Below are 12723 nucleotides of genomic sequence, written 5' to 3' on the forward strand. Positions count from 1 at the left end.
CGTCCTGCGGACTTGGTCAAAGGGTCGTCGCTATGTGACTAAGCCGCGAAGCGGCGACTAAACGACGCAGTCGTGACTAAATCGCGAAGCGATGACTAAGCCGCAAAGCGGCGACTAAACCTCGTAGAGGTGACTAAGCCGCGAAGCGGCGACTAAACGACGCAGTCGTGACTAAATCGCGAAGCGATGACTAAGCCGCAAAGCGGCGACTAAAGTGTGATATAATGAATATTCCCCTTCAAATCCTTCAGCAATTTCTTCGTCCTTTCTGGTCTGGCGTCGGTGATGAAGACTTGGCCAAAGTGCTCTTCTGCCATCATTTGGACCAAACGCTGGATGCGGCGGTCATCGAGTTTGTCGAAGATGTCGTCGAGGAGCAAGAGGGGTTTGCGAGGTTTGGCGGCTACGAGGGAGTCGAATTGTGCCAGTTTTAGCGCGACGACGAAGGATTTTTGCTGACCTTGGGAGCCAAATTTGCGCAAGGAGTAGCCATTGATTTTAAAATCAAATTCATCTCGATGAATTCCGATGGATGTTCGCTGCGCGGACAAATCCAGCGGTTCCGCGGCGCGCAGCGCCGCGTCAAAGCCCCCAGCTTCGAAAGTAGATTCGAGCTGAATGTCGACCTCCTCCCGGTCGTCAGAAAGTTTGGAATAATGAAATTTAAAACTAGGTAAAAAGACCTCGAGGAATTCCTTTCGGGCTTTTGCAAGCGATTCCCCTAGTTCTACTAAGGGCGCGTGGTAACTATCTAAATGGAGGCGATCGACCTGGCCGCGCTCAGCGAATTGCTTTAATAATACATTGCGTTGCTGGACGATGCGGTTGTAACGTAATAATTGATCCAGAAAGTTGCGGTCGAGCTGAGACATCATCCCGTCAAAGAAACGGCGACGTTCTTCACTTCCCTCACGGACTAAATCGGTGTCGTGTGGATCCATTAAAACCACTGGGAAGTGGCCGATGTGGTCCGCTAAGCGTGGATAGGGTTTGTCATCGCGGAGGAATTGCTTTTTGGCCCCCTTCTGAAAAACACAGGTAATCTGGGTTTCGCGATCCTGAGTATCGACAAAATCTCCCTGTACCCGAAAAAAATCCTGCGTATGTTTGATGCAAAGCTGATCCGAAATCCCCCGCGCACTTTTCGTCATCGAAAGGAAATGGATGGCGTCCAACAGATTCGTTTTCCCAATCCCATTCTCCCCTACAATGCAATTAATCTCCGAAATAAAGCTAAATCTAGCCTCCTCATAGGATTTAAACTGATTTACCTGAAGAGATTTGAGATGCATGGATGTAGGAATGCGATTAAAAGCGTGTAAAAATAAAGATTTTGTACTAATTTTGCAGGGATTAGCGCCGGAATTAACCCGGCATACCGCTTTAAAAATATTCTATCAAGAAGATGGCAAAGAAAAACGCAGACGCGCCCAAGTATTCTAAAGAGACTTACAAGTATTGGTACGAATCCATGCAATTACAACGCAAATTCGAAGAGAAATGCGGTCAGTTGTACGGAATGCAGAAAATTAAAGGCTTCTGTCACTTATATATTGGACAAGAGGCTTGTTCTTCTGGTTCAAAATCTGCCCTACAAGAAGGCGATAAATATATCACAGCGTATCGTGACCACGGTATCCCTTTGGCATTAGGAACCTCTCCTAACGCAATTATGGCTGAATTATACGGTAAAATCACTGGTGCTTCAAAAGGAAAAGGTGGCTCCATGCACATCTTCGACAAAGAGGTAGGTTTCGTAGGGGGCCATGGTATCGTAGGGGCTCAAATCCCTTTAGGTGCTGGTCTTGCCTTCGCAGAGAAATACAATAAAACGGGTAATGTTTCGATCACCTATTTTGGTGATGGTGCAGTTCGTCAAGGTGCTTTACACGAGGCATTTAACATGGCGATGACTTGGAAATTACCTGCAATTTTCGTCGTAGAAAATAACGGTTACGCGATGGGAACATCCGTAGCTCGTACCTCTAACGTAACGGAACTCTACAAAATCGGAGAAGCATACGATATGCCATCTGAGCCAGTGGATGCCATGAATGTGGAAGCGGTTCACGAGGCAGTATCTCGTGCAGCAGCTAGAGCTCGTGCCGGAGAAGGTCCTACGTTCTTAGAATTCAGAACCTATCGTTACAGAGGTCACTCGATGTCTGATCCACAAAAATACCGTTCTAAAGAAGAGGTAGAGGCTTACAAAGACCGTGACCCAATCGAACAGGTGAAGTATACGATCTTAGAGCACAATATCTTAACGCAAGCAGAATTAGACGAGATCGATGCTAAAATCAAGGTTCAAGTTCAAGAATCTGTTGATTTTGCAGAAGCATCTCCATTCCCAGATAAATCAGAGGCTTACAAAGATGTGTATGTCGAAGAGAATTATCCTTTTATAGAAGAGTAGTCGCTGCTTCGCAGCTTAGTCAAAAAATCGCTGCATCGCAGCTTAGTCAAAAAGTCGCTGCTTCGCAGCTAAGTCGACTTCGTCTTAGTCATCGCTTCGCGATTTAGTCATTAAGTCAAAAGCTCATTCGCAAAGTCGGATGAGCTTTTTTTGATACAATATCAATTCAATCGATAGCCACTTTTATCAAGAATTCGAATGAAACCTTTAATCAGTAGAGAAATTTCAACCAGATCTTTTTGCAATTGATTAGCCTGTTCATATGTTATATAGTTTAACTGGCAAGCAATATAAAGCATCGATTTTACCTCACTAGATGACCCTAATGCAATAAACAAAAAGCGTCGAAAATCCGCATCTGAACCTCTTTCAAAACCCTCCGCTATATTATTAGAAATGGAGATTGCAGCTCGCTGGATTTGGTTTTTAAATCCGTAATCTACATTTAACTGAAGTACTTTATAAATCTCAACTGCGACGATTTGAGACTTTTTCCAAGCCTCAATTTCTTCAAAATGGTATATTCTCATAGTTCATCAAGATTACACGATTTTTAATTATTATTGTAACAGTAACTTGATAAACGACTAAGTCCAAAGGCGACTAAATCGCGAAGCGATGACTAAGCTGCGAAGCAGCGACTCTTTGACTAAGTGACGAAGTCACGACTCTTTGACTAAGCTGCGAAGCAGCGACTCTTTGACTAAGTGACGAAGTCACGACTCTTTGACTAAGCTGCGAAGCAGCGACTCTTTGACTAAGTGACGAAGTCACGACTCTTTGACTAAGCCACGAAGTGGCGACTAAATATGACTCTAAACTGCGACCTTGGCGAAGGCATTGGAAATGATGCCGCACTCATGCCCTACATCGACGAAGCAAATATTGCCTGCGGATTTCATGCCGGAGATTCGTTTACCATGCGCGAAACAGTAGCTTTGTGTATACGTCATGGCGTAAAAATGGGAGCACATCCGTCCTATTTAGATCGCGAGAATTTTGGAAGAAAAGAGATTGAACTGAGCCCAGAGGAAATCTATTTACTGGTTAAAAAGCAGATTGAAATACTAAATCAAATCGTAAAAACTGCAGGTGGAACGCTAAATCACGTGAAGCCACACGGTGCCTTATATAATACTTCGGCAAAAAATCCTGACGTCGCAAAGGCCATTGCGAAAGCGGTAATGGAGGTGAATGGAGACCTAATTTTATTCGGACTGAAAGGCAGCCAGTCGATCGAAGTTGCACAGGCAATGGGCCTACAAACAGCAGAAGAGGCTTTTGCCGATCGTCGCTATGAAAGTGATGGATCCTTAACTCCGCGCAGTCAGCCTGGAGCTTGCTTTACAGACGTTCATGATGTGCTAGATCAGGTGGAAAAAATAAAGGCCGACACCTGGTGTATCCATGGTGACGGCCCTCATGCGTTAGAGTTCGCGAAAGCACTGAAAGCGAAGCTCCATAGCTAAAGGCGAAGCGCTAAACTGCCTTAAAACTCCACAATAAATCCTATCGTAGGCGTTACTTGCGCCTTGTCATTTAAGAATTGGGTAGGAATGGCGTTGCTACCGTCTTTTGCAATAGGTAAACCATTCGTCGTCGCAAAGGCTGAATTATCCTCTAAACGCTTAAACGTGTAGGTGGGAATTCCAGGATTCACGGCGATGTACCAATTGGTCACGTCTAGGAACAAATCAATGGTCGTTTTCTTCAAATTGTATTTCTTATCGATACGGACGTCACTCGAATGGAAGTTCGGTAGACGTTGTGTGTTCAGACGCGAATAATCAAAGGTTCCTTGGCCTAAAGTCAGGTAACTTGACTTGGACGTAGTTTCATCATAAGGTGTATAGGGTGCGCCTCCTTGGTAACGGAAACGAAGGCCTAACTCCCAGTTGCGTGGGAATTTATAGCCCCAGGTCACACTTAATAAGTGTTGGTTATCCCAGCTGGAGGCGATTAAATTGCCATCAAAACCGCTGTACATACTGCGGTAGTAGGTGTAAGACAAAATTCCGAAGGACTTGTCGGTCAATTTCTTTTGAGCAAATAACTCAAATCCGTAGGCACGACCTTTACCAGATGTGGTCACATCTTCGTTCCCTAGAATGTTGAAGTCCCCTCCCAAATTAGCCAATGAAATAGCCTTAGCATTTGAAATAGGCACATTCGCATATTCCTTCACGAAGGCTTCCGCTGTGAAACGCAAGGATTCGTCGTATAAGTATTCTAGTCCTGCAACGTAGTGATCACTTTGCTGATATTTCGCGTCTTGATTCATCAACACGGGTGTAACAGGAGCGAAACTGGAATAGGTCGGATAAGGGAATGCCGATGAAGCATAGCCCAAAATCGTATACGGTGCTAACTTAAAGTAGCGACCCACGGAAGCATTGGCTGTCCATTTTTCTGATAATACGTAACTAGCAGATACGCGGGGAGAGATCGTTTCCAATGGATCCATACCTGTGGTTGTGAAGCTATTCATATCCGTGCGCAGGCCGGCACTTAGACCTAATTTGGAGTCAAAAAAGGTCTTCGAAACTTGCGCAAACGCCCCGTATTTCCAAAGCGAATTTAGGGGACTCGTGTAAGAAATAGTCGTTGTTGGATAAGCTAAACGTATGGCGGGGTTTGGAATCGTATTATTCAAAACTTGGTAGGTACTATTCGCATATTCCACGAATTGCGCAGAAAGGCCATAATTGATCTTCCAGCCATTTGTATTTTTGTTCACATCCACGCGCAACTTATTTTCCGTCTCGCGAGACGAATAATCAAAGTTTAATTCTGAAGGATCTTTCTTTAAATTGTCCTCATAACGCAAGAAATTGTTGTCAAAGACGTTTCTAGAAAGCGCCACATTCACATAGCCATTATCCAGCAATTTCTTTAATGACATTCCCAGCGTATAATTCCATTGATTGATCAATGGGTTTGAGTTATAAATGTATAATTTTTCTGGTGTGGCTTTCTTTAGTGTCCCAAAGGAGAAGTCATCAATCGCCCCCAATCCCATCAATGATAAGGTGGTCGTTGAGTTGATTTGTTTCGTGATTTTAAACTGTCCGTCCCAGAAATTTGGGCGAATAGGGATATCTAAAGCCTGAAAAAGGAATTGCAAATACGAACGGCGAACAGAGGCTAAAAACGTTGTTTTACCTGATTTAGAAAGTGGCCCCTCTGTTGTTAAAGCGAATTCAGTCGCACTTAGACGCGCATTACCTTGGAATTTGTTTGGGTTTCCCGTGCGCTGTTTGAACTGGAATACGGAACTTAAGGCGTTGTCATAACGGGCATCAAAGGCAGAAGAACTTAGTTTCACATCCTCAATAAAAGACACGTTTAGCATTCCTTGTGGGCCGCCGCTGCTTCCTTGGGTTTGGAAGTGATTCAATACAGGGATTTCAATTCCATCCAGGTAATAGACGTTTTCGTTCGGGCCTCCTCCGCGAATGATGATGTCGTTTCTGAAGCCTCCGCCCTGTGGGCCTCCGCCTACGCCGGGAAGGGTTTGGATAACTTTGCTGACATCGAAGTTTCCGCCTGGGTTGCTCTTGATTTCCTCCGCTGTTAAGCGTTGAACGCTGAGTGGAGATTCAAGGGTAGCGGCTTTCGCGGTGCGGCGGTTTTGAGTGACCACCACCTCCGTTAATTCTTGGTTTGAGGGCAATAATTCAATGTTCAAGAAGTTCTCATTTCCCGCATTGATGATCACGTTGAAGGCCGTGTATTTCTCATAGCCTACTGCGGAGAAGGAAATGTTGTATGTTTTTAGGGCCAAACCTGTTAAACGGAAAGTTCCTTTATCATCTGCATTTACCCCTTTTGTAGAACCATCCAGCGTCACAGAAACCCCAGCAATCGGCTTTTGCGTTAATTGATCAACGATTTTTCCGGAGATGCGGCCGTTGTTTTGGGCCAAAACCGAAAAGGAAAACAAAAGTAATAGTAGTGTCTGTTTCATTTTTCCTAAACGCCTAAATGGCAAGAATTGTTTCAAATTAAGGCTGAATCAACACCTTTTGAGTAACAGAGCCTTTAACGGATTCATATTTCAATAGATAATTCCCAGCCCCTGGAAGAGGCGCAGGAATGCGCAAGGTTTCCCCTGCATCGACCGAAATCGCACCGCCTAAAACGCGACCTGAAAGATCAAACCAGTGCAATGTTCCTATATTTTTCACTCGAATATTAATGAGCGATGTGGCAGGATTAGGCCACACATACAATTCCTCCGAGGGAATTAAAATATCCGAGGTATTTTGGAGCAATTGAACTCCGCCAGAGGCAAGTCCGACTACGATATCGACTTTACCGTCACGATTGAAATCAGCAGTGGTGATTTGGGCATTTTGGCCTACCTGAAAAGGCAAACGCTGCACTTCCAGCCCTAAACCGGACACATATAGATAACCTGAAGCATCAATGGTGATTTGCTCTGCATTGCCATCTCCCGTGATATCTGCATAAGCAATGCCGCGTAATAGGGTTTCGATTCGCTGGTAAGGTTTGGCCAAATCCGACCAATCATACACTCGTGTGCCACCTAAATAATCCAAAACCACGAGTTCCAGCGATCCATCCTGGTCGATGTCATAAAGACGAGGCGTTTCGCGAAGACTCACGACATTCAATGGCTTTTCTTCACCCAGCTGACCACCTGAATAGATACGATAAAACACGGCTGAACCCTTTATATAATACAGCATCAGGCGACCATTCACTACTTGTAATTGTACCGAGGAAGCTCCGGCTAAAGGCAAAAAATCGCGGGTTTTCAACGTTAACGTCCCATTCGCATTTTCATAAAAAGTGACACTGCCACTTCCAATCAATAAATCCAGGTCGCCATCTCCCTCCACATCAAAGAACACAGGCGAGGCATTATCTCCCACGTCGATCATTTCTTCTTGTAAAAAGGCTTTGGTTTTTAGCACCAAAGTGCCATTTTCAGACCGGTAATAAGAGGCCGTTTCCAAAGCCGGATTCAAATCTGGCAAATGAGACGACGCGATCAAATCCAGAAAGCCATCGCCATCCAAATCGATGGGCGATCCGCTGGCAAGAGATGGAACCGTATGAGGTGCCCCAGCCGGGAAATTATAATCGGCAGCACGGAATTTAGGTTTTGCACGAGTCCCCTCGTTTTTCATCAAAAGAAAGCTAGAACAGTTTACATGCCCTATAATCAGATCATAAATGCCATTTTTATCCGGATCCCAAAGGGCTAACGTACTTCCGGCATGTTGCACTGCCGCAGTGGATTGCGTGCTTAAAACAGATTCTGGAACCACCCCAAACGTAATATCCTGGCAATCGTTTAAAAAGAAATTGCCCCAATTCAGAGACTTGGTGACATACTTCAAATCTCCCGTATTCTCATAATACGTGATAAAATGCCCAGCAGATTCAAAAGCTAAAATATCTAAATCTCCATCCCCATCGATATCCGCAATGGCAGGAATATCCGTCGCACTGACGTAGATATTGATGAGGCCATTGAGGCCGGTAGATTTGAGGGTGCCCGTTGACTTAGGGAAATTATTACCGACGTTCGGATATACCTGAATCCCACCCGGAGTGGAGGTAAACAAATCTTTGTCTCCATCCCCATCGTAATCCAATAGGTTCATCCAGTTTTCGATGAGTGGAAAACGTTTTTGATAGCCGGGGGAATACGTAAAACTACCGGAGGCGTTTCTTAAAAAAGTCTTCAAGTGTTGCGCACTGCGATCGAAAACGACGAGGTCTTCCCGGGCGCCGCCATCGAGGTCAATGGGAAAAAATTGCACCGAATTAATTCCGCCAGCCCAAGGATTTTTTAATCCGGAAACGGGGAGATTGGTGATTTGGTCAAAGGAAATCTGCTGCGCTTTCAGGTGAAATGCACAAAAAAAAACCAAAAAGACCCATCCGGATTTCCTCATAAAATCAAAGATAGCAACGGACCTAGAACAAATAACTTAAATGGGTAGAAAATCGGCCAATTACTACTTTTTTGATTTTAAGTCTGCCTCATACATTTCTTGGCAATGTGCAGAGCAAAAAGAAACTGATTGATTTCCATATACTTTGGTGATGAAAATATCTTCAGGTGTTAATTTCATTTTACAAATAGGATCTAAGACCTTATGTGTTTTTGGACTGACCTTAGCTATCGATTTCCCTACAATAAACCCGGCAGATGGATCCCATTTATCATATTCGATTGCTCTTGCAATTTTCTGCGCTTCTGCAGAACCTCGCAACTCATTGACTAAAAACAAGGCTCCATCCAGGCCTGCGGAAACACCTGCGGTTGTTAGTAACTTCCCATCCAATACATACCGAGCATTGTCTAGAATAGTAGATTTAGGAGCATACTCCTGCAACATATGAGTCGCCCCCCAGTGCGTAGTCGCTTTTTTTCCATCTAAGATTCCCGCTTTGGCAAAAAAAGCGGCACCGGTACAAATCGACATAGCCATTTTAGACGTAGCATAGACTGAATTAATCCAAGCAATATTCTCGGGCTTATTGACTGCCGTCATTAAAGATTCGCCTGCACCAGGAATGACTAATATATCTACTTTGGGAACTGTTTTGAAGTTATAATCAGGAAGTATAGTAAGCGATTTACGCATGGAATAAAGCTTCCCTGTATCTGCTGCAACGGTAAAAACCTGCATATCTTTTGCATTAGCAAGCACTTCCAATGGACCCGCAAAATCCAACAGCTCTACTCCTGGATACAAGAAAATAGCAACGTTTAATTTTGTCGTATCCTTTTGTGCCTGTAACAAAAAAGAATGAATGAATAGAAATAATACGATTAAGACTCTCATATGTTTATTTTGAAATAACTTGAACCACTTGATTTACCTCCTCTTTAACCGCCTCATAAGCAATGATCCAGGATTTTCCACCCCAAATAATCGCTGGATAAGAGCAATCAAAGGCAGGGTCTGAAACATAGGATTTGGTCAGTTTTCCAGACAAATCCTTTACGACGAAGCCAATTTGCTTGTAATAACGATCGCCATCTTGCTTGATTTCGGCGAAAACGAGTGCCGTTTCACCTTTCGGATTCGAGGCTAACTGAGGCATCCTGATTTTATCACCAGGTAAATGGAGAATCATCTTTTTAGATCCTTGATACGCCCATTTTACGCCAGAAGAACCCTCTGCGCCGGTATACCAAGCGGCTTCTAGGCCTTTTGACCCACGAACTAAAGACGGTCCTGCGTGAGGACACGCATTTACTTTCCAGTGATCTTCATACAAGGGCACTGATTCTGAATAGGTTTTGCCAAAATCATTAGAATGAATGTACCCCATATCGCGTTCTCCTTTGTCGTTCAGATCGCGGTAAATCACATCAACATTTCCTTTTGTATCAGCTAAGGCATCGATCCGGCAACATTCGCAGGTTTGTTTGTCGAGAATTTTCATGTCCCCAAAACCTAAACCAGGCGCAGTAGAAGCCGTAACGAGCGTCCGGCCTTTTGGCCCTACTTTCACATCTAACCAATACGCACCCACCTGACCATTCGGCAGAGAAATGATCTTCCCAAACGAGTGGCTCAGTCCTGCCGCGGTATCTTGGTGAATGTGTTGTGGTTTTTGCCAAACCCCATTCACCTCCATTGCATATAGCAAATCTCCATTAAATCGAGACGCTGCTGTAGGGCGATTCATCTCATACAAAAGGATACACGTGCCATCCGCTTTATAGGCCAGTTTAGGCATACCCTCTGCATGAGTTGACGCTTTTTTATCAATAGGGACCTGCTCAGCAGGCCCCTGATTGACTTTTCGAAAGAACAAAACCCCATTGGCTGATTTCTCTACCCAAGATAGAACGACATCGCCGTTTGATTTCAGTGCAAAAGAGGGGTCTAACGCCTGATTACCAGGATTAGACACCGTTTGCGCGAAAGAGATCTGCGCAAAGAAAACGAGCAAAAGGATTAATTTTTTCATTTTTTGAATAGTTGGAATACGTCGATTTGTACACCGGCAACCACTGTACGAGGAGCCGCTGGCGTATAGGTTGATTTATCTGTAGCGTTATTTCCACGAGTCGCCGTTGTGGCATATAAAGCATCACCTAGATTCAAGATGTTAGTGAAGAATTGATATGCTTTGTAGTTATAACCCATTCTTAGATTGAAAACAGATACGCCTTCGAAGCTTACTTTGTTTACTTGATCTTGGAACCAAGGCCCAATTTTTTGCCATTCTAAGGCAATACGCGCTCCTTTGTACTTGTACGTTACTTCTGAGTTTGCAATGAAGTTAGGCGCTTGTGGCATCTCTTTTCCATTCACATTTTTCAATGCGTCTGATGCACGCGTACTTAACACAAAATCCACAAACGTATGTTTTGCATTCGTTCCTCCAAAGCGGAAGTTCCACGAATCGTTCGGTCGGATCGTAATTTGGTACTCAATCCCCTCGTGCAAAGTCTTACCCGCCGATTGATAATCCGTCGTGTTATCCGGTTGGCGGATTCCTAAAAGCTCATTATTACCCTCTAAACGATAGAATGTGTAATCAAAGAAGACTTTATTTTTCCAAAGTGAAGCCCAACCTCCCACTTCGTAATTCGAAAACACAGCTGGGTCAATGCTTAAATAGAATTTCTCCCCAGTTGCTGCCGCTTGTGCCGCTGGTCTAGCGCGGAATACAGCTGAAAGGGCAGGTGGCGAGAAGCCTTTGGAGAAATTACCATAGAAACCTAGAGCGGAGGAAGCCTCATACGTGACCCCTAACTTAGGCGAGAATTGTTCGTAGCTTTTTGTGCCCGTCGAATTGTCGATGAAGTTCGTATAGTCAAAGGACATTTGATCGAAACGGCCGCCTAAAGAAAGACGCAATTTCTCTACTGGATGCAGGTCAAACTGCGCGTAAGCCGCTTTATTCCAAATCACCGCCGAATAATTGCCTAAGAACGTCGATGGTAAGACTTGGGTGATCGTGAATTTCTCCACCGATTTCTTGTCTGGGCAAAGCGTCGCAGCTAAGTTAATTTTGTAAGCCCAATAATCATTAGGCGAGCGATCTAACAAAAATCCAGCTACTAATTTTGAGTTCAGGAATTCAAAATTTTGCGAGTGCTGCCCCATCAAGCCAAAGCTTTTGAAACTGTTTTGATTCACTTGTCCTGAACCCGTAACCGCTGGACTTGTCCAAGAAATTGAATAGGATGGGTTTTGGCCTAAGGCATTATCCCGATAAAAAGCAGTCAAACTAGAATTCGCATTATCCGACCATTTGTGCTCTAATGTCAAACGAGAACGAGACGAGAACGATGAGCGGTAAGTGAAATCTGCCGGGCTTTTGTAGCTACGAGAATAATAGCCCGTACTGTCGATGTTTCCACCTGTCTGAGAGAAGTAATCATTGTAGGCAAAAGAGCCCCAAAGTTTCGTCTTAGGCGTCAATTGATAATCTAAGCGTACGTTTATCGAAGACTTGTCGAAATCGGAATTAGAGGCCCAAGAACCTTTTTGGCGCGCTACATAACCGCCCGTCATAATCGACCATTTCTTACCAATTTGTGCCCCAGCAGTAAACTGCACTCGGTTGTAGCCCCACTCATCTACTTGTAAACCCACTTGTGCCGTCGGAATACCTGGTGCCGTCTTCGTGATCAAGTTTATCGCTCCACCCACGGCCTCAGGCCCATAAAGGGAGGACGCTGGGCCCTTAATTACTTCCACTGAATTCAATCCTTGTAGATTCGATTCAATTAAGGCGTTGTGATTAAATACCCCCAAAGGACGCAATGGAAGCCCATCTTCCATGTACAAGAAATAAGCAGATGTTCCAAAAGGCTGGCGAATACCCATCCCGTGTTGTTCATTTCGGTAATCCAACATCACCACACCTGGAACTTTATTGATAATCTCCGTTAATTGAAGCGCCTTCGTATCTTGAATCAACGCAGATCCAATTTTATGAATAGCTACGGGCGTCTCCGCACGCGTCGCCGCTTGGCGAGAAGCAGTAACCACGACTGATTCTAACGTTTGAGTAGATTCCTCTAGAAAAATAGGGCTTGTTTCCCCAGTCGTTTTCGTCGCTTTAAAACCTAAAGCCGTTACCGTGAATTCTCCCTTTTCTTTAACTTGGAATTCCCCTCTTTCATTTGAAATGGAAATTGTTTTATCGCCTTTTTTCAGGCTAGCGCCTACGATAGGCTCGTTTGTAATCGAATTAAGTACTTTAATTTTTTGCGCTTGCGCCAGTGATGTTATACCTAATAACACCGCTATGAATAGCTGTTTCATGTATAATTAATTAAAATGAGAAATGCCCAT

Annotated in this window: 9 protein-coding genes; 2 read left to right on the top strand and 7 right to left on the bottom strand. The window is 44.2% G+C overall.

All coding sequences use genetic code 11. The features are described from left to right. Positions 1 to 209: 209 nt before the first annotated feature. Complete coding sequence (gene recF, locus G9X62_RS04740; RefSeq protein WP_223131626.1) at positions 210 to 1292, bottom strand: DNA replication/repair protein RecF; 1083 nt, start codon at positions 1290 to 1292, stop codon at positions 210 to 212. A 113-nt stretch (positions 1293 to 1405) separates the two neighbouring features. On the opposite strand from recF, the gene pdhA reads away from it, so the two are divergent. After that, positions 1406 to 2416, top strand: coding sequence for a pyruvate dehydrogenase (acetyl-transferring) E1 component subunit alpha (gene pdhA, locus G9X62_RS04745; RefSeq protein WP_223131627.1), 1011 nt, complete (start codon positions 1406 to 1408; stop codon positions 2414 to 2416). 161 nt (positions 2417 to 2577) lie between these two features. On the opposite strand, the gene G9X62_RS04750 is transcribed toward pdhA, so the two are convergent. Continuing rightward, entirely contained in the window at positions 2578 to 2946 is a 369-nt protein-coding gene (locus G9X62_RS04750) for a four helix bundle protein (RefSeq protein WP_223131628.1), read from the bottom strand. A gap of 279 nt (positions 2947 to 3225) precedes the next feature. Here G9X62_RS04750 and G9X62_RS04755 point away from each other — a divergent pair, with 279 nt between their 5' ends. Beyond that, positions 3226 to 3885 carry a 5-oxoprolinase subunit PxpA gene (locus G9X62_RS04755; protein ID WP_223131629.1) on the top strand — a complete coding sequence of 220 codons (660 nt, stop codon included), beginning with the start codon at positions 3226 to 3228 and terminating at the stop codon, positions 3883 to 3885. Positions 3886 to 3905: 20 nt separating this feature from the next. On the opposite strand, the gene G9X62_RS04760 is transcribed toward G9X62_RS04755, so the two are convergent. From G9X62_RS04760 to G9X62_RS04780, 5 genes are all read right to left on the bottom strand, one after another. After that, positions 3906 to 6383: a TonB-dependent receptor gene (locus tag G9X62_RS04760; protein ID WP_223131630.1), complete on the bottom strand. Its 2478-nt coding sequence runs from the start codon at positions 6381 to 6383 to the stop codon at positions 3906 to 3908. Between the two features lie 37 nt (positions 6384 to 6420). Then, a complete protein-coding gene (locus G9X62_RS04765) occupies positions 6421 to 8346 on the bottom strand; it encodes an FG-GAP-like repeat-containing protein (protein ID WP_223131631.1) in 1926 nt (641 codons plus the stop codon). 63 nt (positions 8347 to 8409) lie between these two features. Then, the gene (locus tag G9X62_RS04770; protein ID WP_223131632.1) at positions 8410 to 9243 is read right to left on the bottom strand and encodes a DJ-1/PfpI family protein; all 834 of its coding nucleotides are present in this window, start codon (positions 9241 to 9243) and stop codon (positions 8410 to 8412) included. Positions 9244 to 9247: 4 nt separating this feature from the next. Further along, positions 9248 to 10381 carry a hypothetical protein gene (locus G9X62_RS04775; RefSeq protein ID WP_223131633.1) on the bottom strand — a complete coding sequence of 378 codons (1134 nt, stop codon included), beginning with the start codon at positions 10379 to 10381 and terminating at the stop codon, positions 9248 to 9250. Then, the gene (locus G9X62_RS04780) at positions 10378 to 12693 is read right to left on the bottom strand and encodes a TonB-dependent receptor domain-containing protein (RefSeq protein ID WP_223131634.1); all 2316 of its coding nucleotides are present in this window, start codon (positions 12691 to 12693) and stop codon (positions 10378 to 10380) included. Before G9X62_RS04780 ends, G9X62_RS04775 begins: the two co-directional genes overlap by 4 nt. Between the last annotated feature and the right edge of the window lie 30 nt (positions 12694 to 12723).

Source organism: Aquirufa lenticrescens, assembly GCF_019916085.1.
GTDB lineage: Bacteria > Bacteroidota > Bacteroidia > Cytophagales > Spirosomataceae > Aquirufa > Aquirufa lenticrescens.

What these genes read in the sequence shown, in the direction of transcription:
- G9X62_RS04765 (WP_223131631.1), bottom strand. Translation starts at nt 8,346, where the DNA reads ATGAGGAAATCCGGATGGGTCTTTTTGGTTTTTTTTTGTGCATTTCAC.
- G9X62_RS04780 (WP_223131634.1), bottom strand. Translation starts at nt 12,693, where the DNA reads ATGAAACAGCTATTCATAGCGGTGTTATTAGGTATAACATCACTGGCG.
- G9X62_RS04750 (WP_223131628.1), bottom strand. Translation starts at nt 2,946, where the DNA reads ATGAGAATATACCATTTTGAAGAAATTGAGGCTTGGAAAAAGTCTCAA.
- G9X62_RS04770 (WP_223131632.1), bottom strand. Translation starts at nt 9,243, where the DNA reads ATGAGAGTCTTAATCGTATTATTTCTATTCATTCATTCTTTTTTGTTA.
- G9X62_RS04755 (WP_223131629.1), top strand. Translation starts at nt 3,226, where the DNA reads ATGACTCTAAACTGCGACCTTGGCGAAGGCATTGGAAATGATGCCGCA.
- G9X62_RS04775 (WP_223131633.1), bottom strand. Translation starts at nt 10,381, where the DNA reads ATGAAAAAATTAATCCTTTTGCTCGTTTTCTTTGCGCAGATCTCTTTC.
- G9X62_RS04760 (WP_223131630.1), bottom strand. Translation starts at nt 6,383, where the DNA reads ATGAAACAGACACTACTATTACTTTTGTTTTCCTTTTCGGTTTTGGCC.
- recF (WP_223131626.1), bottom strand. Translation starts at nt 1,292, where the DNA reads ATGCATCTCAAATCTCTTCAGGTAAATCAGTTTAAATCCTATGAGGAG.
- pdhA (WP_223131627.1), top strand. Translation starts at nt 1,406, where the DNA reads ATGGCAAAGAAAAACGCAGACGCGCCCAAGTATTCTAAAGAGACTTAC.